26 protein-coding genes and 3 pseudogenes are annotated in these 22,835 nt (G+C 64.0%); 18 read left to right on the top strand and 11 right to left on the bottom strand.

All coding sequences use genetic code 11. The annotated features are described in order from the left end of the window. Positions 1-13: 13 nt before the first annotated feature. The gene (locus tag CQ050_RS16410; RefSeq protein WP_105557889.1) at positions 14-340 is read right to left on the bottom strand and encodes a hypothetical protein; all 327 of its coding nucleotides are present in this window, start codon (positions 338-340) and stop codon (positions 14-16) included. Positions 341-365: 25 nt separating this feature from the next. After that, entirely contained in the window at positions 366-893 is a 528-nt protein-coding gene (locus tag CQ050_RS16405) for a sugar ABC transporter (RefSeq protein ID WP_105557966.1), read from the bottom strand. Positions 894-1,057: 164 nt separating this feature from the next. On the opposite strand from CQ050_RS16405, the gene CQ050_RS16400 reads away from it, so the two are divergent. Continuing rightward, the gene (locus CQ050_RS16400) at positions 1,058-1,951 is read left to right on the top strand and encodes a LysR substrate-binding domain-containing protein (RefSeq protein ID WP_105557888.1); all 894 of its coding nucleotides are present in this window, start codon (positions 1,058-1,060) and stop codon (positions 1,949-1,951) included. A 34-nt stretch (positions 1,952-1,985) separates the two neighbouring features. On the opposite strand, the gene CQ050_RS16395 is transcribed toward CQ050_RS16400, so the two are convergent. Continuing rightward, a complete protein-coding gene (locus CQ050_RS16395) occupies positions 1,986-2,882 on the bottom strand; it encodes an oxidoreductase (protein ID WP_105557887.1) in 897 nt (298 codons plus the stop codon). 203 nt (positions 2,883-3,085) lie between these two features. On the opposite strand from CQ050_RS16395, the gene CQ050_RS16390 reads away from it, so the two are divergent. The 6 genes and pseudogenes from CQ050_RS16390 (at position 3,086) to CQ050_RS16375 (ending at position 5,955) form a co-directional block, all read left to right on the top strand. After that, a complete protein-coding gene (locus CQ050_RS16390) occupies positions 3,086-3,454 on the top strand; it encodes a VOC family protein (RefSeq protein ID WP_105557886.1) in 369 nt (122 codons plus the stop codon). Positions 3,455-3,538: 84 nt separating this feature from the next. Then, positions 3,539-4,225 carry a protein-L-isoaspartate(D-aspartate) O-methyltransferase gene (locus tag CQ050_RS31280; RefSeq protein ID WP_304529343.1) on the top strand — a complete coding sequence of 229 codons (687 nt, stop codon included), beginning with the start codon at positions 3,539-3,541 and terminating at the stop codon, positions 4,223-4,225. Next, positions 4,203-4,703 (top strand): annotated as a pseudogene (locus tag CQ050_RS31275) (erythromycin esterase family protein); the annotation flags it as partial. The gene CQ050_RS31280 and the pseudogene CQ050_RS31275, both read left to right, overlap by 23 nt. After that, on the top strand, positions 4,643-4,996 hold the full coding sequence (locus CQ050_RS31270) for an erythromycin esterase family protein (RefSeq protein ID WP_304529344.1): 354 nt from the start codon (positions 4,643-4,645) through the stop codon (positions 4,994-4,996). The pseudogene CQ050_RS31275 and the gene CQ050_RS31270, both read left to right, overlap by 61 nt. 77 nt (positions 4,997-5,073) lie before the next feature. Continuing rightward, the gene (locus CQ050_RS16380; protein ID WP_105557965.1) at positions 5,074-5,457 is read left to right on the top strand and encodes a cytochrome c; all 384 of its coding nucleotides are present in this window, start codon (positions 5,074-5,076) and stop codon (positions 5,455-5,457) included. A 105-nt stretch (positions 5,458-5,562) separates the two neighbouring features. Then, entirely contained in the window at positions 5,563-5,955 is a 393-nt protein-coding gene (locus CQ050_RS16375) for a YkvA family protein (protein WP_105557885.1), read from the top strand. A 54-nt stretch (positions 5,956-6,009) separates the two neighbouring features. On the opposite strand, the gene CQ050_RS16370 is transcribed toward CQ050_RS16375, so the two are convergent. Next, positions 6,010-6,582: a TetR/AcrR family transcriptional regulator gene (locus CQ050_RS16370; protein ID WP_105557884.1), complete on the bottom strand. Its 573-nt coding sequence runs from the start codon at positions 6,580-6,582 to the stop codon at positions 6,010-6,012. Positions 6,583-6,751: 169 nt separating this feature from the next. Here CQ050_RS16370 and CQ050_RS16365 point away from each other — a divergent pair, with 169 nt between their 5' ends. The 3 genes from CQ050_RS16365 to CQ050_RS16355 all read left to right on the top strand — a co-directional run bounded on the left by CQ050_RS16365 (position 6,752) and on the right by CQ050_RS16355 (position 9,763). Continuing rightward, complete coding sequence (locus CQ050_RS16365; RefSeq protein WP_105557883.1) at positions 6,752-7,846, top strand: alkene reductase; 1,095 nt, start codon at positions 6,752-6,754, stop codon at positions 7,844-7,846. A gap of 97 nt (positions 7,847-7,943) precedes the next feature. Next, the gene (locus tag CQ050_RS16360) at positions 7,944-8,765 is read left to right on the top strand and encodes an SDR family oxidoreductase (RefSeq protein ID WP_105557882.1); all 822 of its coding nucleotides are present in this window, start codon (positions 7,944-7,946) and stop codon (positions 8,763-8,765) included. Continuing rightward, positions 8,762-9,763 (top strand): NADP-dependent oxidoreductase, encoded by a 1,002-nt coding sequence (locus CQ050_RS16355; RefSeq protein ID WP_105557881.1) that lies wholly within the window; start codon positions 8,762-8,764, stop codon positions 9,761-9,763. The genes CQ050_RS16360 and CQ050_RS16355 overlap by 4 nt, the downstream gene beginning before the upstream one ends. A 69-nt stretch (positions 9,764-9,832) precedes the next feature. Here CQ050_RS16355 and CQ050_RS16350 read toward each other — a convergent pair whose 3' ends face one another. The 3 genes from CQ050_RS16350 to CQ050_RS16340 are packed head-to-tail and all read right to left on the bottom strand — an operon-like array spanning position 9,833 to position 13,749. Further along, a complete protein-coding gene (locus CQ050_RS16350) occupies positions 9,833-11,356 on the bottom strand; it encodes an amidase (RefSeq protein ID WP_105557880.1) in 1,524 nt (507 codons plus the stop codon). A gap of 14 nt (positions 11,357-11,370) precedes the next feature. Beyond that, positions 11,371-12,351 (bottom strand): tripartite tricarboxylate transporter substrate binding protein, encoded by a 981-nt coding sequence (locus CQ050_RS16345; protein ID WP_105557879.1) that lies wholly within the window; start codon positions 12,349-12,351, stop codon positions 11,371-11,373. 48 nt (positions 12,352-12,399) lie between these two features. Continuing rightward, positions 12,400-13,749: a D-serine ammonia-lyase gene (locus CQ050_RS16340; RefSeq protein ID WP_105557878.1), complete on the bottom strand. Its 1,350-nt coding sequence runs from the start codon at positions 13,747-13,749 to the stop codon at positions 12,400-12,402. 117 nt (positions 13,750-13,866) lie between these two features. Between CQ050_RS16340 and CQ050_RS16335 the strand changes: the two genes are divergently transcribed. Both CQ050_RS16335 and CQ050_RS16330 read left to right on the top strand, forming a co-directional pair. Next, a complete protein-coding gene (locus CQ050_RS16335) occupies positions 13,867-14,769 on the top strand; it encodes a LysR family transcriptional regulator (protein WP_105557964.1) in 903 nt (300 codons plus the stop codon). Positions 14,770-14,796: 27 nt separating this feature from the next. Further along, positions 14,797-15,177 (top strand): annotated as a pseudogene (locus CQ050_RS16330) (ferritin-like domain-containing protein); the annotation flags it as partial. A 1-nt stretch (position 15,178) separates the two neighbouring features. On the opposite strand, the gene CQ050_RS16325 reads toward CQ050_RS16330, so the two are convergent. Continuing rightward, positions 15,179-15,616: a low affinity iron permease family protein gene (locus CQ050_RS16325; protein WP_105557876.1), complete on the bottom strand. Its 438-nt coding sequence runs from the start codon at positions 15,614-15,616 to the stop codon at positions 15,179-15,181. 393 nt (positions 15,617-16,009) lie between these two features. Here CQ050_RS16325 and CQ050_RS31330 point away from each other — a divergent pair. The 4 genes and pseudogenes from CQ050_RS31330 to CQ050_RS16305 form a co-directional block, all read left to right on the top strand. Then, positions 16,010-16,275 (top strand): annotated as a pseudogene (locus CQ050_RS31330) (glutathione-dependent formaldehyde dehydrogenase); the annotation flags it as partial. Between the two features lie 183 nt (positions 16,276-16,458). Beyond that, positions 16,459-16,683, top strand: coding sequence for a hypothetical protein (locus tag CQ050_RS16315; protein ID WP_105557875.1), 225 nt, complete (start codon positions 16,459-16,461; stop codon positions 16,681-16,683). Between the two features lie 97 nt (positions 16,684-16,780). Next, positions 16,781-17,284 (top strand): DUF421 domain-containing protein, encoded by a 504-nt coding sequence (locus tag CQ050_RS16310; protein ID WP_105557874.1) that lies wholly within the window; start codon positions 16,781-16,783, stop codon positions 17,282-17,284. 30 nt (positions 17,285-17,314) lie between these two features. Next, a complete protein-coding gene (locus CQ050_RS16305) occupies positions 17,315-18,448 on the top strand; it encodes an aromatic acid exporter family protein (RefSeq protein WP_233214105.1) in 1,134 nt (377 codons plus the stop codon). On the opposite strand, the gene CQ050_RS16300 is transcribed toward CQ050_RS16305, so the two are convergent. After that, positions 18,438-18,941, bottom strand: coding sequence for a hypothetical protein (locus CQ050_RS16300; protein ID WP_199196838.1), 504 nt, complete (start codon positions 18,939-18,941; stop codon positions 18,438-18,440). The two genes, CQ050_RS16305 and CQ050_RS16300, sit on opposite strands and share 11 nt — an antisense overlap. Before the next feature lie 152 nt (positions 18,942-19,093). On the opposite strand from CQ050_RS16300, the gene CQ050_RS16295 reads away from it, so the two are divergent. Then, on the top strand, positions 19,094-20,386 hold the full coding sequence (locus CQ050_RS16295) for an SDR family oxidoreductase (protein ID WP_105557872.1): 1,293 nt from the start codon (positions 19,094-19,096) through the stop codon (positions 20,384-20,386). Next, positions 20,386-20,850: a DUF2269 domain-containing protein gene (locus CQ050_RS16290; RefSeq protein ID WP_105557871.1), complete on the top strand. Its 465-nt coding sequence runs from the start codon at positions 20,386-20,388 to the stop codon at positions 20,848-20,850. Before CQ050_RS16295 ends, CQ050_RS16290 begins: the two co-directional genes overlap by 1 nt. Positions 20,851-20,914: 64 nt before the next feature. Here the strand turns inward: CQ050_RS16290 and CQ050_RS16285 are convergent, their stop codons facing one another. Continuing rightward, positions 20,915-22,270, bottom strand: coding sequence for a sorbosone dehydrogenase family protein (locus CQ050_RS16285; protein ID WP_105557870.1), 1,356 nt, complete (start codon positions 22,268-22,270; stop codon positions 20,915-20,917). Further along, on the bottom strand, positions 22,267-22,695 hold the full coding sequence (locus CQ050_RS16280) for a DUF2231 domain-containing protein (protein ID WP_105557869.1): 429 nt from the start codon (positions 22,693-22,695) through the stop codon (positions 22,267-22,269). The genes CQ050_RS16285 and CQ050_RS16280 overlap by 4 nt, the downstream gene beginning before the upstream one ends. Between the last annotated feature and the right edge of the window lie 140 nt (positions 22,696-22,835).

Genomic DNA, 22,835 nt, shown 5'->3' with positions numbered 1-22,835 from the left:
TCCGGGGGACTTTTCAATTTCGGGCGTGGATGTTCGGCGCGGCATAACCGAAGCAGCGGATGCGCGCCTTGAGATCGGTGCAACGCGTGATGGCGTCATCCAGGGCATCCATGAACCGGTTCATTACCGGGGGCGTGCGAAACGTCTCAAGGCGATATTGGACTTCCGCGAAGACGGGATGCCCGTGGCCATGCCGGACGCCGACATAAATGACATGAATGTTCTCGAGTGCCGCGGCAAGAATGCCCGTGCAGAGGTTGATGCAGTCGCCTGAAAGCTCGGCAAGCCTCTCATCCGACGGCATTTGTGCCGACGGAATGTATATCGTGACGTTGGGCATAGCGGTCCTCTTTTCCCTGTTCGGTTTACACGGCGCGGGAACTTGTCAGTTGTTCCGTCATGGGCGAATACAGGTAGATGCCTTCGGACTGGCTCTCGACAAGCGCAGCCTGCCGCCGGGGCAGTTTTGCCAGCCACCGGCGTTCCGGAAACTTCTCCAGCGCAACCGCCCGCATGGCCAGGGGAGCAAGCCCCATCTGAATCAGAGGTTCAGGGCCGCTTGCACACAGCGCCAGCAGTTCGTCTTCATTGACCGCCGGCGCAAGCCCGATATCGCAATACAGGTTCCGGTGCCAGTCGGTGATGTGCTGCTGCCACCTTGCAAAATTGCCGCCGCCTTTCTGGCGATATTCCTCTCCCGTCAGGACATCCAGGCTATCAATCGTGTGGACGGCCAGGTAGATCGGGCAACCGTGGCTTAACGCCTTGAAGCGCTGCGACGTATGAAAGCCTGTAACCGAGATGAGCGCGGGCAATTTTTCGGCGCTGTAGAAGTGGTTCCATTCGGCTTCGCTGCCGGGATCGGCGAAGCTGCATTCCACGGTATAGATCATCAAAACATCCTTCGTAGGGGGCAAGGCGCCGTCGGCGCCCGAACCCATTTCATTGCAGTTACGTAATGCTAAGCTGACCTTTACCGTGCATATAGCGATATAAAATCACCCTTCAGTGATATTTACTCAAGCTGGCTAAAACGCACCGCGATCAAAGAGACTCCATGCGACGCAAGATTCCAAGCAATTCGGCGCTCCTCGCTTTTGAGGCAGCGGCACGACATGGCAGCTTCGCCCGCGCGGCGGAGGAACTGGCGCTGACCGAAGGCGCGATCAGTCGTCAGATTGGTCGCCTGGAGGCGTTTTTAAACGTCGCGCTCTTTGAGCGTGTGGGGAATCGGGTACGGCTTGCGCCCAACGGCATGCGATACGCGCTGCAGGTTCGCGAGATTCTGGATCGGCTAGAGCGGGATAGCCTTTATTTGATGGGGCAGCCCATTGAAGGCGGAACCATTGATATCGCCGCCATTCCCACCTTCGCCACGCGCTGGCTTATCCCTCGGCTGAAACGCTTTCAAGATGCGCATCCCAACATTACGGTGCACATCGCCGAGCGCATGGAGCCCTTCATTCTTGCCGGTAGCGGTTTCGATGCCGCCATCCACTTCGAGCATCCGGCATGGGCGGGTATGCATTTACATCACCTGCTGGAAGAGGTGCTTGTGCCCGTCTGTAGTCCGGCACTTCTTGCGGACGCCGGTGCCAACGTGTCGCTGGACGAGCTGCCGCGCCTTCACAGGCGGCAAAATCCGGATGCGTGGCAGCTTTATGCGCAAGAGGCCGGCATCGTCTTGACCAATTCGGCGGTAGGCGCACGCTACGATCTGCATTCCATGCTGATCGCGGCGGCGGTGGCCGGCTTGGGGGTTGCCTTGGTGCCGCGTCTTTACGTTGAGGCAGAGCTTGAACAAGGACGTCTGGTCGCGCCTTGGCCGGACGGCAAAGCGATCGCCAAGAACTTCTGCCTCGTGCTTCCCGAGCCGATCGAATTGAGCGAAGGGCCATTACACGCATTTGCAGAATGGATACTTCACGAAGCGCAGGGTTTGGCGTCTTGACCTTCTACTGATGCCCGTCGCGTAGGCCGCGGCATCAGCCCGGGCCGTCGCTAGCGGCGGCCAGCAGAGACACGACGATGTCGCTGATCGGCGTCGGTATGCCGTGAGCCCGGGCGCGGCGCGAGACGACACCGTTTCGGATATCCCATTCGAGTGGCCGGCCGGCTTCGCGGTCGGTCAGGATGGAGGTGCTTAAGTCGGCGGAAGAGGCTTGAAACTTGGCCAGGATTTCCTGCGGCACGTCGTCGCCCAGTCTGGCTCCTTCGGCGCGCGCCACGGCCAGGCATTCTTGCAAGTACGCCAGCGAAAGCTGGGCGATGTCGGGCCGGGCGAACATGCCGGCGCGGCGATGCGTAAGGGCCATCAGGCCCGCCACTGCGTTCTGCAGCAGCTTGCGCCAAGCCACGGACGAAAAATCCGCCGTGATATCCACGGCGCACTGCGTTCCCGAAAGCGCCTCTGCCACCACGCGGGATGCCGGCACGTCGGGCAGACTCAGGCGCGCATCCCCCCGCAAGCGTACCGAGCCGTCGGCTTGTGCTTGCGCAGGGAACCACACGACGGCCGGGACGATCCGCGCTGGCGGAGCGTGCATCGCGACCCTTTCCATCTGCTCGACGCCATTCTGCAGCACGCACACGACGGTATCGGGACCGCACAATGCCGCAAGCCATCCTGATGCCGTCTCGGTCTGGGTCGCCTTGACCGCCAGAAAAACGAGTCCCATCTTGCGATCGACCTGGCCGGGATCCGTCCGCACGGGCCCCGGAACGACCACGTGGCGATCGCCATCCTGCAGCGTCAGCTGGCTGCGGGGCGTGCGGCCACACAAAAGGGGCGTCCGGCCGACTTCGTGCAGCGCGGCCGCCACCGTGGTGCCGATGGCGCCGGGGCCGACGATGGCGATGGCGGTATCTGTTGCGGTACTCATGGGTTGGATTCCTTCCTGGCGCGCGCGGCCAAAACGTAGTCTGACACCTTAAGATGTTAAAGCGATCTATCGCAAGACCGGATATGACAAAAACCGGGCAGTGATCGATTGCAATAAGAAGAAGTGATAGCCAACGTCCATTGAAGGAAGATGCCAGACGCCTTCAATATCAATGCCTTAGAGAGATTTAACGGAGATGCATCATGTTCGATCACATTGGTTTTGGCGTCAGCAATATTGATGAAAGCCAAACGTTTTTTCTCCGCGCGCTAGGCCCGTTGGGCGTCGGCCTTGCCATGGAGGGGCCCGACAGTGTCGGGTTGGGCAGGCAGGGCAAACCTTCACTTTGGCTGTACGCCACGTCTGCCGTGACGCCGCCCTTGCATATCGCCATTTCCGCCCCCACCCGAGCGGACGTGGATGCGTTTTACGAAGCCGCTCTCGCGGCCGGCGGACAGGACAACGGCGCGCCCGGTTTGCGTCCCCATTACCATCCCAACTATTACGCCGCGTTCGTGCGCAGCCCGGATGGGCACAACGTGGAAGCCGTCTGCCACCAGCCGGAAAATTGACGGCCGAATGAGGCGCGGTCGGCACGGCCTTTGCTGAGGAGCAAGGGGTAGCGGGAGCCACCGCTTGCGTTATGGACGGCCGTCATGCACGAACACCAGGACCTGCGTGAAAATATGGTGCAGCGCCAGCTTATCGCTCGCGGCCTGCATGACCCTGCCGTGCTGGCCGCCATGCGCGAGGTGCCGCGCCACGCGTTCGTGCCAGATGACACGCGGGCGCTGGCCTACGACGATAGCGCGCTGGCTATCGGTTGCGGACAGACCATATCCCAGCCCTACATCGTGGCGTTGATGTTGCAATCCGCGGCGCTTCAGCCGGGCAACCAAGTGCTGGAAATCGGCACGGGATCCGGCTATGCCGCGGCGGTGATGGCGCGGATGGTCCGCGTCGTCCACACCGTGGAAAGGCACGAGCGTCTTGCGCGTGAGGCGCGCGAACGGCTGCAACAGCTTGGCTACGACAATGTCGTGGTCCACACCGGCGACGGCACCTTGGGACTGCCGCGCTGCGCACCGTTTGATGCCATCGTGGCGGCGGCATCCGGCCCCATTGTGCCTCCGGCCTGGCGGGAACAGCTTGCCATTGGCGGCCGGCTGGTCATGCCCATCGGCGCGTCCCCAGGCCTGCAGCAGCTGATCCGGATTTTGCGTAAGGAAGAATCAGAGTATCGGGAAGAGGCCCTTGGAATGGTGGCATTCGTGCCGCTGATTGGCGAGCAGGCCTGGCATCCAGACGGGGAAAGCAACCATGGGCCAGACGACGGTCGATGAATCGATGCTGGCGCAGCTGCGGGCTGCCGCGCAGCCGTGGACGGACTTTTACCGTGCACGGGCCGCCATCACCCGCCATCTGATCCGCGAACATGGCTTCAACATCGTGGCGGTGGAGGCCGATTGGCCGGACGCCGCGGCCGTGGACCGGCTGATAGGCGGCCGCGGCTCGGTCGACGCCCCCTACCCGGCCTTCGAACGCTTTCCTACCTGGATGTGGCGCAATACCGATGTGGCGGATTTCGTGCGGTGGCTGGCCGAACACAATGTCCGCCAACCTCCTGCGCGGCAGACCCGTTTCTACGGGCTCGACATCTACAGCATGGCGCAGTCCATGGCGGCCGTGCTGGCCTATCTGGACAACGTCGACCACGAGGCGGCGGGCATCGCCCGCCAACGCTATGGCTGCCTGGACCCTTGGCGGCAAGACCCGGCCGCTTATGGCATGGCCGTGCTGACGCGCCGGCACGAGGACTGCGAGCAAGCCGTCATGGCCCAACTACGGGCGTTGCTGGAAAAGCGCCTGGACTATGCCGGACGCATTTGCGCGATGCGGACGCAGGTTTGCGTCAACGCCTGGAGACGCCTCGGCTGGAACGCTTCATCGGGGTCATCTATCGCCCTGAAACCGAACGGCAAAGTCATTACGCGAAAGCCTCATTGCCCCAGCAGTTCGACGCGTATCTGTGGATGGACCAGACGCACGCCGTCGAGCCCCTGCCCGGGCCGCAGGGCGCTGGCACGCCGGAGACATGGCCTTTCGGCTTATAAGAAATAAGGTGTCAGACCGCAGTTTTGCCGTCTGCGATAATTCGCTCCCGATCACGATCCGACTTCGACAAGACCACATGAAAGTAAGGGCACTATGCATCGCTTTGCTAGGCGCTGTGATGCTGACGCAAGCATCGCCATCCTTCGCGCAAAACCTGAATGGAAAGAACCTCTTTACCCAGCGATGCGCCATGTGCCACGGCGCGGATATCAAAGGGACCGGGCCATTGGCCAGGAAAAGCAATCCGCCCACCCCTGACCTGACAACCGCCGCATTCAAAAAGCGGCTTAGCGATTATCCGGGCGTGATCGTTTCATCGGTGATACTTCGCCCGAATGGCGACCTGATTCCCAGAACCTTGCGGGAAAACGGCGTAAAGGTACCGCCGCATTCCTGGACGGTTCAGGATTTTCGCGATTTGAACAAATACATGAGCGATGTAATTTCAAAAAGCCGCTAGCGTTGCGTCACAAGCCGCTGTCTGCGCCGGGCTGCGGCCCCCAAGCGCGCTCGCCCATCTTAGAATTGAAGCCCTTCCACCGTCCGCGAGAGCCTCGCGCCGCTCATGAACGTCACTGAACGCCTGAAGACCTGGGCCACGCGGATACGACGGGACGGCATCACCCTGTGGTTCGCCTGCAAGCATCCCCGAACCCCATGGTATGTAAAAGCCCTGGCGTGGTTCGTGGTCGCCTATGCGCTAAGTCCGATCGATCTGATACCCGACTTCATCCCCGTGCTGGGGTACGCGGATGACGTTCTTTTACTGCCCGCTGCCATTTGGTTGACCATCAAACTGCTGCCATCCGACGTGCTGTTGGAATGCAGAGGCCAGGCGGAAGCCTGGATGACGGCTAGGAAAGCGAAGCCTCGCAGCTGGGCCGGCGCGGTGCTGATCGTGGCGCTGTGGTTAGCCGTGGGAGTGGCCGCGTGGTGGTTGCTCAGCGAGCGCCGCTGACGCACCAGCAAGGTTCGCCCTGATCCCACGCTTGCCCGGAGATATCCGGGCCCCTCATTCAGGCGATAAACGCGCCAGAACGTCAGCGCGGCAGACGTCCAGAATTTCGTCCGCCAGCGGCGCATCGTCAGGGCAGGACCTTGAGAGCACCAGCGCGCCAACGGCCTGCGCCATCAAGGCGATGCGACGCGCGCGCCCCTCGTCGTCCGCGCCCGCTTCCGGCTGGCCGTCCTGAGGATCCGGGCGCGACAACTGAGCCTCGATACCCGCCGCGAAAGCCGCTTTTACCGATTCCGGCTGACGCGAGGCATCGGCGCATAGCGCCGCCATCGTGCAGCCATCGCCAGGCGTATCCCTGTGTTGCCGAGAGAGGTAGTACGTCAGGAAACCCGCCAGGTCCATGCCGGCTGCGACCTCGGCGGACTGCGCCAGACCACAGCTTGCCGCCTCCGCCATCAGGTCGGTCTTGGAGCCGAAATGCTTGTAGAAGCCGCCGTGGGTAAAGCCGGCGGCTGCCATCAGGTCAGCCACGCCCACGCCATCGTAGCCCCGCTCCCGGAACAGGGAGGCGGCGGTTTCCACGATATGCGCGCGGTTTGCCTGCGCTTGTGCCTTGGAGACTTTCATACCTTAAGTCGCTTGACGTCCAACGATGGAACAGCCGAACTATACCATGGATAGATGATATTCATCATCAAACCATTGACAGCATAGATTACGCCCATCATCATTGAGCCTTACCGACCGAATCCTGCGCAATTGCTGCGTCCCCTTCACGTTTCCTCACGCCACCGACATGCCCCATACGACACTCTTCCAGCCCTACGCCCTTGGCCCCCTTACCCTTGCCAACCGCATCGTCATGGCGCCGCTGACACGCAACCGTGCCGACGCCGGCCTGGTGCCCAGCGCGCTGGCCGCGACCTATTACGCCCAGCGCGCCTCGGCTGGCCTGATCATCTCCGAGGCCACCCAGGTCTCGGCCCAGGCCCAGGGCTACCAGGACACGCCGGGCCTGTACACGCAGGACCAGATCAAAGGTTGGCGCAACGTCACTGACGCCGTCCACGCCCAGGGCGGGCGCATCTTCGTGCAGTTGTGGCACGTTGGCCGCATCTCGCACGTTGACCTGCAACCGGGCGGCGCCGCGCCGGTGTCGGCGTCGGCAATCCGCGCCCAGACCAAGACCTTCGTCCACAATGGTTTTGTCGAAGTTTCTGAACCGCGCGCGCTCAACATCGACGAGCTTCCGGGCATCGTGAACGATTTCCGGCAGGCCGCCGCCAACGCGATGGCGGCGGGTTTCGATGGCGTGGAAATCCACGGCGCCAACGGCTACTTGCTGGAACAGTTCATCAAGGACGGCGCCAACCAGCGCACTGACGCCTACGGCGGCACCATCGAGAACCGCGCCCGCCTGTTGCTGGAAGTCACCGCCGCCGTGGCGGCGGAAATCGGTGCGGATCGCACCGGCGTGCGGATCTCGCCGGTATCGCCGGCCAACGCCATTTCCATCAGCGACCCGCAGCCGCAATACGACTACATCGTCGATCAGCTCAACACGCTGGGCATCGTCTACCTGCATGTGGTCGAAGGCGCCACGGGTGGCCCACGCGATGTCGCGCCGTTCGACTTCGTTGGCCTGCGCCGCCGTTTCAAGGGCACCTACCTGGCCAACAACGGCTACGACCTGGACCTGGCCGCCGCGCATCTGGCCGACGGCAAGGCAGACCTGTTCGCCTTTGGCCGAGCATTCATCAGCAACCCCGATCTGGTCGAACGCTTCAAGACCGGCGCGCCCCTGGCGGCGTTGAACCCCGCCACGCTGTATGGCGGAGGCGCCAACGGCTACATCGACTATCCGACATTGCGCGACGCCCGGGCGCTGTAGTCCCGTTGACAAGGGCCCGGGGCCATGCGGCCGCGCCCTCGTCGGCCCGGCACGCAATCCATCCCATCATTTGCACCTATCTTTAGAGAAGCACGCCATGAACGTTCATCCCACCGTCCTCATCACCGGCGCCTCCAGCGGCATCGGTGCTGTTTATGCCGAACGCTTTGCCCGGCGCGGCCACGATCTTGTGCTGGTTGCGCGCGATCGGGCGCGACTGGAAGCCCTGGCCGCCCGCCTGCACCAGGAAACCGGCGTCGAGGTCCAGACGCTACCGGCCGACCTCACTCAGCGCGATGACCTGGCCGCCGTTGAGGCGCGCCTGCGCGACGATGCCCGCATCGGCATCCTGATCAACAATGCGGGCATCGCCCAGTCCGGTGGCTTTGTCGACCAATCGGCTGACAGCATCGAACGGCTGGTGACCTTGAACATTACCGCGCTCACGCGCCTGGCCGCCGCCATCGCGCCGCGACTGGCCAAAGCCGGCGAAGGCGCGATCGTGAACATCGGTTCGGTGGTTGGTTTTGCGCCGGAATTCGGCATGTCGGTCTACGGCGCGACCAAAGCCTTCGTGCTGTTCCTGTCGCAGGGGCTAAGCCTGGAACTGGCGCCGAAGGGCGTCTACCTGCAGGCCGTTTTGCCCGCCGCCACGCGCACTGAAATCTGGGAACGAGCTGGCATCGACATCAGCACTTTGTCCGAAGTGATGGACGTGGGTGAACTGGTGGATGCCGCCCTGATCGGGTTTGATCGCCGCGAGGCCGTGACCATCCCCCCGCTGCATGTGGCGGCGCGCTGGGACGCGCTGGACGTCGCGCGCCAGGGGCTGCTCTCGGATATCCGCCAGATGCAGGCCGCGGACCGATATCGCCCTGCCCCACGCGCTGCCCTCCAGGCCGAGCCCCCCCGCGCATGAAAGCCTTCATCATCGATCGCTATGGCAAGAACGAAACCGGCCGCATCGCGGACATGCCGGAGCCGGTCTTGCGCGAGGACGACGTCCTGATCCAGGTCCATGCCGCCAGCGTCAACGCGCTGGACGCCAAGATCAGACGGGGCGAGTTCAAGTTGATCTTGCCTTATCGCCTTCCCCTCATTTTGGGCAACGACGTGGCGGGCACGGTCGTGCAAGTGGGAGCGGGGGCGCGCCAATTCAAGCCGGGCGACGAGGTGTATGCGCGCCCCGACGATGACCGTATCGGCACGTTCGCCGAGCGCATCGCCGTCAAGGCGTCTTCGGTCGCGCTCAAGCCCGGCAATCTTGGCATGGACGAAGCCGCGTCCCTTCCACTGGTGGCCCTGACCGCGTGGCAGGCGCTGGTGGAAACCGCGCAACTGAAAAAGGGGCAGCGCGTGTTCATCCAGGCGGGCTCCGGCGGTGTGGGCACCATTGCCATCCAGTTGGCCAAACATCTTGGCGCCTTCGTCGCCACGACCACAAGTACGGCCAATGTCGCATGGGTCAAAGCCCTTGGGGCGGACGTTGTCATCGACTACAAGCGGCAGGATTTCGCCACCGTGCTTCGCGACTACGACGTCGTCCTCAACAGCCTAGGCAAAGACGATCTGACCCGGTCTCTGCAGATTCTCAAGCCGGGTGGGCGTCTGGTTTCCATTTCCGGCCCCCCTACCCCGGCATTCGCCGCCGCGCGCGGGCTGGCCTGGCCGCTCAAGCTGGTATTGCGCCTGCTCAGTCGCGGCATCCGCCGCAAAGCCCGCCGGAAGGGCGTCGAGTACCGCTTCGTCTTCATGCGGGCCGACGGCGCGCAGTTGCGTGAGATCACGTCGCTGGTCGAGTCCGGCGCCATCACCCCGGTCATTGACCGCGTACTCCCGTTCAACGACACGCACCGCGCGCTGGCCTACGCGGAGACGGGCCGAGCCAAGGGCAAGGTCGTGGTGAAGATGGTGTAGGCTGCGTCGGCCCTTGATGACGGCAAACGCTTGCCCGGCGTTCCGCGCCGATCGTCTTCGACCGGGCCGCTATACGGCCGACACCTCCCCAGACTGACCCTGGCCTTGCAATTGCGGCGGGGTCGTCACGATTGACGTCAAGGCGGGTTCCGCCGTGCGTAGCGCGGCCAGGTCCGGGCGCGGACGCCGCAGGGCCTCCTGGCCGGCAAAGGCCAGCTCCATTGCCTGGGCGGCCTCCAGCACCTCTCGGTCGCCCCGGAAGCGCCCCACGATTTGCAGGCCAAACGGCATGCCCTGGTCGTCGCGCCCACAAGGCAGCGTCAAGGCCGGATGCGTCGTCAGCGTGATGACGTACGTCAGCGCCAGCCAACGGTAGTAGTTCTCCTGCGCGACGCCGTTGATGGTGTCGGCATACAACTGCGTCCAGGGAAATGGCGAGACCGGCGTGGTGGGCGACAGAATCAGGTCGTAGTCGTCATAGGCCCGCTGGAAGCGCTTGATCAGGCGGGTCTGCTCGGACTGCGCCCAGGCGCAGTCCTTCAGGCTCATGGCCGCGCCCATTTCGAAGTTGGCGCGGGTGTTGGGCCCGAGGCTTGCGGGGTCCTTTTCGTAGGCATCGCGCATGCCGGCGACGAAGGCCTCGGCCCGCAGCACGTCAAAACAGCGGTGGGCGTCGCCCAGGTCCAGCTCGATCGGATCGCACGCCGCGAACAGATGCCCCATGGCGGCGATCTTCTTCCTGAACACGGCGCGGATACCGTCATCGACGGCGCAGCAGCCGAAGTCTTCGGTGTAGGCCACGCGCAGCGAACCCAGGTCGGCCACGCCCGGATGCAGGAACTGCAGCGGATCGAGCGGATAGCTGAGCGGATCGCCAGCGTGCGGGCCGGCCGACGCGGCCATCTGCAGGCAGGCGTCCGCCACCGTGCGCCCCATCGGCCCGACCACGGAGATCGGCGTCCAGCCCAGCAGCTTGCGCACGCTGGGAACGATGCCCGGCGACGGCCGGAATCCCACCACACCGCACTTGGATGCGGGGATGCGCAGCGAACCGCCGGTGTCCGATCCGGTGCTTACGGGCAGCATGTCGCAGGCCAGCGCGGCCGCGGATCCCCCGGACGAGCCACCCGCGTTCAGGTTGGGGTTGAACGGGTTGCCCGTCGCGCCCCACACCGTATTGCGTGAATTGGCCCCTGCGCCCATCTCCGGCACGTTGGTCTTGGCGGCGACGATGGCGCCGGCGCGCCGCAGGCGGGCCACCAGTTCGACATCCTCGTCGGGCACATAGCCGCGATACAGCGCCGAGCCGTAGGTCGTCAGCACCCCGGCGGTAGGTTCCAGGTCCTTCACGCCCATTGGCAGGCCATGCAACAGGCCCAGCGGCTCGCCCGCCATCACGGCGCGTTCGGCGGCGCGCGCCTCGGCCCTGGCACGCTCATAGGCCCTGGCGGTAACGGCATTCACGTAGGGATTGACCGCTTCGATACGCGCGATGCACGCCTCCAGCAACTCCACCGGGGAAAGCTGCCGCGCGCCTATCATGCGCCGCAGCTCCACGGCGGTCAGGGAGACCAGGGTGTCGTCCAATGTCATCGTCGCGCTCCTTCTCAATCGATCTTGATGTTCGCGCGTTGCGCGACGTCTTTCATCACCGGCAATTCCCGCTGAATCAGCGCCTCGCCGTCGGCGGCGCTGGCAAAGGCCGCCTCGAAACCCTGGGCCTCCAGGCTCTTTTTCACTTCGGGCGATTCAACCGTGGCGCGCAGCGCCTGCTCCAGCCGGCTTTTCACATTGGCGGGCAAGCCGCGCGGCGCGGCCACCATCAGCCACGTGTCCATCGCCACCGAGGGATAGCCCTGTTCCGCGAACGTGGGCACATCCGGGAAAAAGGCCGAGCGCGCGGGGCTGGAAATCGCCAGGACCCGCACCTTGCCCTGCTTGCTTTGCGGCAGCGCCGCGGCCACGGTGTCGACCGAGAACGGAATCTGGCCGCCGATCAGGTCCGTCATCGCAGGGGCGCTGCCCTTGTAGGGCACGTGCGTCATCTTCAGCTTCGCCGCCGCCATGAAGGCTTCGCCCACGAAATGCGCGGTGGTGCCGGTGCCGAACGAGCCGTATGGCGGCTGTTCCTGGGCGTGATCCTTCACATAGGCGACGAACTCCTTCAGGTCCTTGACCGGCACCTTGGGGTTGGCCAGCAGCGCCAGGCCCGTGCGGCCCACGATGCCGATGGGCTCGAAACTCTTTACCGGGTCATACGGCAGGTTCTTCTGGATGGCCGGATTCACCGTGAAGGTCGTGCCGGAACTGACCAGCAGCGTGTAGCCGTCAGGCGCAGCCTTTGCCACGAAGCTGGCGCCGATCACGGTGCCCGCGCCGGCGCGGTTTTCCACTACCACCGTGCGTCCCAACTCCTGCCCAAGTTTCTGCGCGACCACGCGCCCCAGCACATCGGTGGCGCCGCCGGGTGGAAAGGGCACGACCATCGTCAACGGACGGCTGGGGTAAGCGTCCTGCGCCGCTGCGGGCGCAACGGCGCCCATGACGCTGGCAAAGGCGAGACTGACTGCAAGAAGCGAAGTGTTCATGGCTGTGCTCGATGAGATAGGTGGAAAGTGCGGCGCGTCTGGCGGCGCCTAGGAACCGGCCGCAAGCGGGCGCCCGCGGCTCAGGAATCGGTCATATTCTTCGTCGGGCACGAACAGCCCGCCCGTGGTCCAGGCCAAATGAGTGGCGCGAGGCAGGTGCGCCTGCAGTCCCTGCGTGCGCAACCACGCCTGGCCGGCGACGCTGCCGCAAAGGTGACGGGGCCCGCTGAAACCTGCGGCGGCGGATGGCTCGATGCGTAAGCCTTCGCTGTCGTGCAAACGCGCCAGATCGGCGTACAGGGTGTCGTCTTCCACCGTGACCACGCCGCGCAGGTGGGCGCCCACCGCCGCATAGGCCAATTCGGACGCGCAGGGCACTGCCAGGCCGTCGGCCTCCGTCTGGTTGGTCAGCCCCAGGTCGTACACCGACGGCGGCACCGGCAGGCCGGGCAATTGCCCGCAGCCGGCCATCATGCGCGCCAGAAAACAAGGTGACTGCACGGGCTCTGCAAAGAAACAATGGACGTGCGGACCATAAAGCTGGGTCAGGCCGAACGCGATGCCGCCGGGCGCGCCGCCCACGCCGCATGGCAGGTAGACGAAAAGCGGGTGCTCGGCATCCACGCGCACGCCGGCCTGCGCCAGTTGGGCACGCAGGTGCAGCGCCGCAGCTGCATAGCCCAGGAACAACGAGGCGGAACGTTCGTCGTCCACGAAGTAGCCGCAAGGGTCGGCTTCGACCTGCGCACGCCCTGCCGCCACGGCCTTTTCGTAGTCGCCCGCGTGCTCTACAACATCCACCCCGCGCGCGCGCAGCCGCGCTTTCTTCCAGGCCTTGGCATCGGCCGACATATGCACCGCCGACCGGAATCCCAGCGCCGAGGCGATCACGCCGATGGACAGGCCCAGATTTCCCGTGGACCCGACTGCCACCTGATACCGGCCAAAGCAGGTGCGCGCCGCGGCTCCCGCCAGCTTGCGGTAGTCGTCCCCCTGGCGCAGCAAGCCCTGCCCTATCGCCAGCGATTCCGCAAATTCAAGCACCTCATGCAAGCCGCCCCGCGCCTTGATCGAGCCTGCCACCGGCAGCGCATGGTCGGCCTTAATCCACAAGCGGCCCATCTCGGGCGGCAAGGCGATGGCCGCCTGCATGCCGGCGGCCGGCAATAGCGGCGATTCGATCACGCCCGCCGTCGCGGCAAGTTCGGGAAACAGCTCGGCCAGCAATGGCGCGAATCGCGCAAAGCGCTCCTGCGCGGACAGCACCTGATCCATCGAGAACGGCGCGCCCGAGGACGGAGCGGCGGCCATCGAGGCCGGCGTCGTCCATAGCAGCGGCCGCGCGCCCCGCAACGATTCAAGAACGGGGGACAGGGAAGGATCGTTGGATTGAAACATGGCTGTGGTACCCACCATTGGCGCAGGGAATGCCACATCCTAGGGTTCGGGATAGCTTTGCAGCAATATCAACGGATAGAATTCTGCTTTGCGCTTTCCGCAAACCTGTACGCCACCATGAATCCTCAAGTCCTGCAGGAAATCTCGCTACGCTACTTTTTGGAAGTCGTGCGCACCGGCTCGGTCAGCGCGGCGGCGGCCCGGCTGGACGTGGCCCCGTCAGCCGTAAGCCGCCAGATCGCCCGGATGGAGCGCGAGCTGGATACGCTGTTGTTCGAACGACAGGCCCGGGGCATGACCCCTAACGCCGCTGGCGAACTGCTGGCGGCGCACGCCAAACGGATGCAACAGGACGTGGAGCGCGTGGCCGGCGATATCCAGGCGCTGCGCGGCTTGCGGCAGGGCCATGTGCGCATCGCCAGCACGGAAGGCTATGCGTCGGAATTCGTGCCCGCCGCCATCGCCCAATTCCGACAGCAATTTTCGGGCATCCGGTTTTCGCTGGACGTGTGTTCGCAACAAGAGATTCCCCAGCGGATCCGCGACGGCTCGGCCGACATCGGCGTCACGCTCAGCCTGACGTCGCAGCGGGACATCCGGGTGGAAGTCCGCGTGCCCGCGCCGGTCCGCGCGATACTGGCCGCCGACCATCCGCTGGCGGGCCGGCGCGACGTGGCACTGCCTCAGTTGATCGCCTACCCGCTGGCCTTGCCCAGCCCCGATTCCACGCTACGCCAACTGATCGACATCAGCTGCAGCCGCCAGCAGCTACATTGCGAGCCGGCCTTCACCAGCCGCAGCATCGACGCGCTGGTCGGCTTCGCCAGCGCCGGCGGCGGCGTTGCCTTCTGCGGCGAACTGGCGATCCGCCACCGCCTGCGATGGGGCAGGATCGTCGCGGTGCCGCTACGCGACCGCGAAATGAACGAGCGTCACTTTGAAGTGCAGACGCTGGCGGGACGCATCATGCCGGACGCCGCCAAGGCGTTCATCGCCAGCCTTGCCGAAGCGGCGTTGTGAGCCCGCGTAGACCGCCATCCGCGGTGGGCGTTCACCGTTCATCTGGAGGAAACACGGGGGCAGGTGGAGCGCATCGACAAAATCGTCGAAGCCGCGCAATTCCGTCTCAAGCGCATTAAGTGCGCGGCCATGGAAGGCCTGGTCGAAGAGGGCAACGACGTTATCGACGAAGTGGAAAAGGGGCCCGTATGCGATGCGGCGCTAATCGCCGCAGCGCAGAAAGTCGAGCATTACGAAATTGCCAGCTACGGAACGCTTTGCACCTTCGCCAAGCAGTTGGGCGAAACGCAGGCGTTGACGCTGCTGAAGGAAACGCTAGCCGAAGAAAAGGCGACAGACGAAAAGCTGAGCATGCTTGCGTTGCAACAGACAAACGCCGAAGCGGCGCGCGCGGGAAAGGCCAAGTAATTCAGGACCGGGTGGGGGCACGGCGTGCCGTGCGTTGCCTGGCCCCCTTCCGCCCTTCTTTGCGCGAGCGTCGTGCCAGCTTATGCGCGCGCGCCGTGCAGGCCGTGGCCAGCGCGCGCAGCTTATCTTCATCCAGTTGCTCTGCATCCACGAACGCCTCGTCGGCCCCCTTCAACGCGATCAGCAACTCGTCCAACTTCAAGTGGAGGGCACGGCTGTTCTTGTTTTGACTTTGTTGAATCAAAAATACCATCAGGAACGTAATGATCGTGGTGCCGGTGTTGATGACGAGTTGCCACGTTTCCGAGTATCCAAACGCCGGGCCGGTCGCGGCCCAACCGCCTACCGCCAGCACCGCGCATCCGAACGCGACGGGTGAGCCCGCCCAGTTGGTGACTTGCGCCGCGAAGTGATCGAAGAACCGCGAGAGCGCGCCCATGCGCTTGACGGGCGGAGATACCGCGACGGCCTTTTCATCGGCCGTTTTAGATTTTCCGGGTCTGTACATGTACACCCTTGGGATTGGAACGCACCGCACATAGCAAGTTGCGTACCCGCCGCGCTTGGACGCCGTGCCCCACCGTGCCGGACGCGGCACGATAGTTGCGTGGCCGCCTGACGCGATCGCAACCACGCGAACGCCGTTTTTAGGGGATTCTCATGAAAGCACTTTGCTGGCACGGCAAGCACGATGTGCGCTACGACACCGTTCCCGACCCCATTCTGGAAGACCCGCGCGACGCCATCATCAAGGTCCGCGCCTGAGCCATATGTGGTTCGGACCTGCATCTTTTCGATGGATTCATGCCCGGAATGAAATCCGGCGACATCGGAAACAGATCGGCCGCATGTTCTGCGCGAAATGATTATGTCTGCCATCCGGGGGAAACGCTGTCGATTCCCGGCGTGTACGGCGGGATGATCGACAAGATCCCGTTTGGCGCGTCGATGAACAAGGGATTGACCTGGCGCAGGGGACAAACCCACGTCCGCCGCTGGACCGACGATCTCCTCAAGCGCATCGCCGACAAACAGATAGACCCGTCGTTCGTGATCACGCATCGCGCGCAGCTACAAGCCGGGCCAGACTTGTACAAGAAGAATTCTGCGTTTTCATCTTTCAGCTCCGTTTGGCCTCTTGCGGCAAGGCCCGGTCGTCGAGCAGCATGCGGCGTGCCGACTTGCACACGCCTGAACCGGCCGCACCCTGGTCCAGGCATGACATTTGCTGATGTCGAAGCTCCTGCCCCGCGATAAACGGGCAAACGCAATGGTGCCGACATGAACGACTCCACATCGAATCGCCGCCCTCCCGCTGCCCCGCAGCACGCCGATCGCGCCGCCCGCGGATTCACGGGGCAACCCACCGCCGAGGGTCCGCCCGAAGGCGAAGTCAACCGCGACCCGAACACGAATTCCGGCTACCCGGCTGGCGGTTCCCAGGCTCCGCGCGGCAAAGACGCCTATGGCCGCGAGCCGAAACAAAAGGACCGCGATTCCGAGTAACCCCACGCCCGCATGCGGTGTCCCCTGCGCCAGCCAGGCCGGCGGGGGATCCTGCCGCGCGGATCCCTCATCGCTGGATAGACTGAAAGGAGTTGCCATGACACCGGACTGGTCGGGGATGTTCACGTTTTCGATCTCGCCAATAGAGATTTTCATCCGCGGCTCGATCGTCTATTGGTTCATCTTCGCGCTGCTTCGCGTGGCAGGAAGACGTGATATTGGATCGCTGGGCGTTGCGGACATGCTTGTTCTGGTGCTTATTGCCGACGCCGCCCAAAACGCCATGGCGGGCGAGTACAAGTCGATCGTCGACGGCCTCGTCCTGGTATCCACCATCGTCGGGTGGACGGTGCTGGTGGATCGCGTCAGCTACTTCGTCGAGCCGATCGGCCGCCTGCTGGAAGCCAACAGAGTTTGCCTTGTCCGCAATGGCGTGATCTCCAAAAGGAACCTTCGGCGCGAGTATCTGACCGAAGAAGAACTCATGAGCCAATTGCGCCTGAAGGGGGTTGCCAAGATCAGTGAAGTCAGCCGGGCCTACATGGAGCCGGATGGCGATGTCAGCGTAATCAAGTGCCGGCAATCTGGCCGCGAATCCTGATTTGGGACGGCTTGGGGACCGGGTGCAAATTTGAGAACCGCCGTTCATCGCCTGCAGAAGCATGCCGCCGGTTGGCGCATGGTCGCGAATCGGGATGGATTCCGCCTTCCCGCCCAGACGGTCGCCGCAGTGCTTATCGCATACGGCTTCATGACGTGGCTGCATATCCCCGAGGTGGCATGGGGCACGTTCTCGGCGCTCTTCGTTGTACGTGCCAGCGTGGAAGGCACGATCAGCGAGGCGGTCGCGCGGATCGCCGGCGCGATGCTGGGCGTTGCACTCGGCGTGGGGTTGGTCCTGCTTGCCCAGACCGCCGATCTGCCCGCGCTCTGGAGCATCGCGGTTGGCGTAACGACCGCCGCCTATCTCTCCCTGCGGCATCCCACGTTGAGCTACAGCCTTGTCACGGTAACCATATTGACGGTGACCCCGGGTGACAACCTCCTGGTGGGCGCCTACCAGAAAGCGGTAGCCATCATCATCGGATCGGTTGCCGGCATGCTTTCCGCCGTTTGTCTGCTGCCGCTGTCGGCGCGTCACAGCATGCGCGTCAATACGGCAATTTCAATTGAAATTTATGGTGAACTGCTGGTCGAATGGGCCTCGGAATTGAACGAAGGCCGCGCCCTTTCCTCTTCGATGGATCGGCCTGCGCTGCAACGGGCAAGATGGCGCGCCAGCGATATGGCCTCGCAATCCCGCGCTTTTCCGCTGCGCAACGCAAGCTGGGACGTCGCGGCGTATCGACTGCACGACCGCGTTGACGGACTATGGCGCACCGTACCCCTGCTTGAGCGCGCCAGTGGACTCGCGTTGACGGAGAATGTTCGCCAGCGGATCGGCCCCACCCTCTATCGCGTTGCGGTGGCGGCCAGGCAACAACTCTCGGATCTGGCGGTCGCGTTGCGCAACAAGCATGTCAAGCCTATGCCTTGCCGAACCGCCGAACCGCTTAGCCGGTTTAATAACGTTCTTGACAGGACATCACGCGAGGGATCCTACGATGGCGCCGAGCGGGAAACCGTCGAATTGATCCGCTGGGTATGGAACGAAGTCAGCCGGGAACTGGACCGGCTGTGCGCCTGTATGTCCGAAGACCCCGACATAGAGGATTCCGACCCTGAACGCCAACGTCGGCATGCAAAGGGCCGGCCTAACGCATGAACCGGGATGAACCGCGGCCCGAAGCGCCGGCGATTGATGACCTCTTGTCCGCTTTTTCCGGCGAGATCGCGTCCCTTCCTTGCCTGCCGGACGGACGCGTATAGGCCATGATCGCGATGCCCAGACCAAACGCGGCATACACGCAACACATGGCCCGCCGAGACAATCTGTGTTCGAAACCGGGCGTCAGCCGCCGAGGCGTCAATTGGTAATCGACGAAGCACGCCACCGCAGCCGTGACCAGCCCTTCAGTCAACGCCCGCGAGCGCGTGACCGGCGCCGATGACTCGGCGACGGCGCGCGCATGCAGCGTCGCCCAGAATACCGACGCCGCATGATGGATCAGGTAGCCGGTGGCGGTATGGCGCCATGTCAGGCGATGCGCCCGAAGCGCCTTCTCGCCCCATACCCATTGGCTGGTCGCATTGGTCGGCGCGAATAACCAGCCGGTCTCTTTCCTGCCGACAGCCAGCAACATCGCGGTCGACAGCAAGCTGGCGGCAGCGCCGCTACGTAGACCGGCAAGAAATGCCTTGCGCCACGCCCTCATGTCACGTCTCCCTCTACAAGGTTGCGCATGGGTATGGATTTTGCTGACCCTCGCCATCCGCGCCGACCATGCAGGGGCGGGATGGAGATCCTGGCGTGAAAATCCTGTTGACCGGTGCGCGAGGCTTTATCGGCGGCCATCTTGCCGAGGCACTACTTTCCGACCACCATCGGCTTGTCTGCCCGGTACGTGCCGCCCCGCACGACGCGTCGGACGATGCCAGAGCAATATTCGTGCCTGTGGACTTCGCGTCCTGCGTGCGTCCCGAGGATTGGTTGCCGCTGCTGGATGGCGTCGACGTGGTCATTAACACGGTCGGCATATTTCGCGAGGAACGCGGGCAAAGTTTCCAGCGCATCCATGAAACCGTTCCCCTGGCGCTGTTCAAGGCGGCCCGCCAGCGGCGCGCATTGGTGATCCAGTTTTCAGCGTTGGGTGCGGACCGGAATGCGCAATCCGCATTTCATACCAGCAAGCGCGCCGCGGACGACGGGCTCCGCGCGCAGGGGATACCGGCCTTCATCGTTCAGCCGTCTCTTGTCTATGGCGCTGGCGGCGCAAGCGCCGCGCTGTTCAACCGTCTGGCGGCCTGGCCGCTGCTGCCGCTGCCCGGCGGCGGCACGCAACGCGTTCAGCCCGTACACATTGCCGACGTGGTCGCAGGCGTCCGGGCACTGCTCGGCCGGCCCACCCAGGATGCCGTGACCATTGCCTTTTGCGGGCCCGACGCGCTGCCCCTTCGGGACTACCTTGCCACGCTGCGGACGGGGCTGGGCTATTGCGCGCGCCAGCGCATCGTCGCGGTTCCCGGCGCATGCGCCCGCTTGGCCGCCCGCGTGGCCGACGCACTACCGGGAAGCCTGATTGGACCGGAAAGCCTGTCCATGCTCGAGCGCGGAAATACCGGCGACGCCACGGCATTTTCCGTGCTGCTGGGCGGCGCCCCACGCCCGCCGCGGCGCTTTGTCGCCCAGCGCGAGCGCCACGCATATCGGGCGGCCGCAACATTGGACAACCTGTTGCCGCTACTGCGGGCGAGCGTCGCCGCCGTGTGGCTCTGGACCGCCATCGTATCGCTGGGCTTGTACCCCATACCGGACAGTTTGGCGCTGCTGCAACGCAGCGGCGTTCCGGCAGCCTATGCAACGTTTGCGCTATACGGGGCCGCTGGCCTGGACCTTCTATTTGGAATACTGACCGTCGTGTGGCGCGGACGGTCAGTGCGGTGGTTATGGCTTGCACAGATGGCGTTGATACTTGCCTATACCGGGATCATCACCTGGCGTTTGTCCGAGCAATGGCTGCACCCGTTCGGACCCATCTCCAAAAACCTGCCCATGCTGGCCGTATTGCTGTTGTTTTACCTGCACGAGGACCGGAGGCATTGATGGAGTACCTTTGGGTAAAGCTGCTGCACATCTTGTCGTCGACCCTGCTTTTCGGGACGGGAATCGGATCTGCCTTCTATCTGCTGTGCGTCGTCCTGCGACGCGACGTAAAAGTGGTGGCGCAAGTTGCCCGTGTCGTGGTGTTGGCCGATTGGCTGTTCACGGCAACCACTGCCATTGCGCAGCCGCTCACCGGCTGGTATCTGGCGCGCCTGATGCAGATTCCATTTTCGACACCCTGGTTGATGGGGTCGCTTGTGCTGTATGCCATCGCCATCGCATGCTGGCTGCCGGTTGTCAGGCTTCAAATGCTCATGCGCGACGACGCCCAGGCGTCGGCGCTCGCCGGGCTGCCGCTGTCGCCGGCCTTCAAGCGGTACTTCACGCTGTGGTTCGTGCTGGGCTTTCCGGCGTTGGGCGCCTTTCTGGCGATCTTCTGGCTGATGGTCTTCAAACCGTCCTGATTCCCGCTACCTACGATTCCCGCTACCCACAAACGCGCCGTCAGTGGCGTCTGGTTTGCGCAGGCTATCTGGCGGGCGCCGGCTGAACGGCGACGGCGTCCTGCGCCGCCGCGACCGGCTGTTTTATCTGCGCCGGCCGCGTCGGCGTGATGCGCCAAATCGTGTTCGATAGGTCGTCGGCAACGATCAGGGCGCCCTTGGGATCGACCGTCACGCCTACCGGGCGGCCGCGCGTCGTGCCATTGCTATCGCGGAACCCACCCACGAAATCGACGGGCGGACCCGACGGCCGGCCTTCCCGGAACGGAACAAAGACCACCTTGTAGCCGACCGGATCGCTGCGGTTCCAGCTGCCGTGTTCGCCAACAAAGACCCCGTTGGCAAACGCTCCCCCCATGGTCTCCGTCGAAAAATCCACGCCCAACGCCGCGACGTGCGCCCCCAGGCTGTAATCGGGCTTGATCGCAGCAGCGACTTTTTTGGGGTCTTGCGGCCGGACCCGGTCATCGATGTTTTGGCCCCAATAGCTGTACGGCCAGCCATAGAACGCGCCTTCCTGGACGGCCGTCAGATAGTCGGGAACCAGGTCAGGGCCAAGCTCATCGCGTTCATTCACGACCGCCCACAATTGGCCAGTATCGGGTTGGATAGTCAGGGCGGTGGGATTGCGCAGCCCCGTGGCGTACGCCTTGGATTCGCCGGTGCGGGCGTTGATGCGCCAGATGCGGGCTCGGTCGGCTTCCACCGCCATGCCGCGTTCCGTGATGTTGCTGTTGGAGCCGATACCCACATACAGATATTGGCCATCGGCGCTGGCGGTCATGGCCTTGGTCCAGTGGTGGTTGACTTCCGATGGCAGCGGCGCCACGGTTTCAGGCGGGCCGCCCGCCTTGGTCTGCCCCGGCTGATAGTCGAATCGCACCACGGCGTCCTGGTTGGCCACATAAAGATCATCGCCCACCAATGCCAGACCATACGGCGCATTGAGGTTTTCGGCGAACGTCGATGCCTCGTAGGTGCCGTCGCCTTCGGCATCTCGCAGCAGCGTCAGACGGTTGCCGCCCTTTACCGGGCTGGTGCCTTTGGCCTTGATCATGCCCGCAATCACGTCCTTGGGTTTCAGCTGGGGGGCATTGCCGCCCTTGCCTTCCGCGACCAGGATGTCGCCATTGGGCAATACCAGCGTCTGCCGGGGAATCTTCAGGCCCGTGGCGATGGCGGTAATCGTGTACCCGTCTGGCACTGTCGGGGCCTTGTCGCCCCACTCGGCCGGCTTCGCGATCACCATCTCGGGAAGCAGTCCCGTTTTGGGCGTGGGCAGATCGGGCGAGGGGCCGACCTGCGAGGGCCCGGTTTGGCCGGCGCTTACGCCCGTCACGGCGGTCAGCGACACGGTGGCGATCCATCGGATGTGTTTCATACGGCGCCTCTGATGTGCGGGGTGCGAAAACCAAGCCATATTGCGGCGCAGGAAAGCACCACGACGATGATCGACAGGACCAACCCAGCAGGCATGCTTGCCCACGCGTCGCGCGCATGGATCAGCGCGTTGAAAATGCCCACGATCCACGCCGCCAGCAACGCCAGGACATACGGGAGGGTCCGGCGCGTTCGCTGACTCGCTCGGAACAGGTCGATGATGGCGAACACCAGCGCAATGCCGCCAAACAGCAGGCCGCCCACCAGCAGCCACGAGGCGAAGTTATTCCACTGGATGTCGAACGACTTCGCATAGGCGGCGTCGGCGACGGCTGCGCCGATGAACAAGGGAAGCATCCCTGCCAGAAATATTGCCTGTACCGGGTGCACGCACAGGCCATACCGGGGTTCACGGATTGAGGTCACTTTTGATCGCTCCTGGGTAGCGGGCGGGACCGCCGCGCAGCAAGCACCGTGCCAGCGACGGCACCGTGGCGGCGCGGGTTCCCGTGACGCGACGGGAACGCGAATTGCTCGGTGTCCGGCACCCCGAAGCACGCCAGGAG

The sequence above is a fragment of the Achromobacter sp. MYb9 genome (assembly GCF_002975275.1).
Taxonomy (GTDB): Bacteria; Pseudomonadota; Gammaproteobacteria; order Burkholderiales; family Burkholderiaceae_B; genus Achromobacter.
This window is presented reverse-complemented; position numbering and strand designations above follow the sequence as displayed.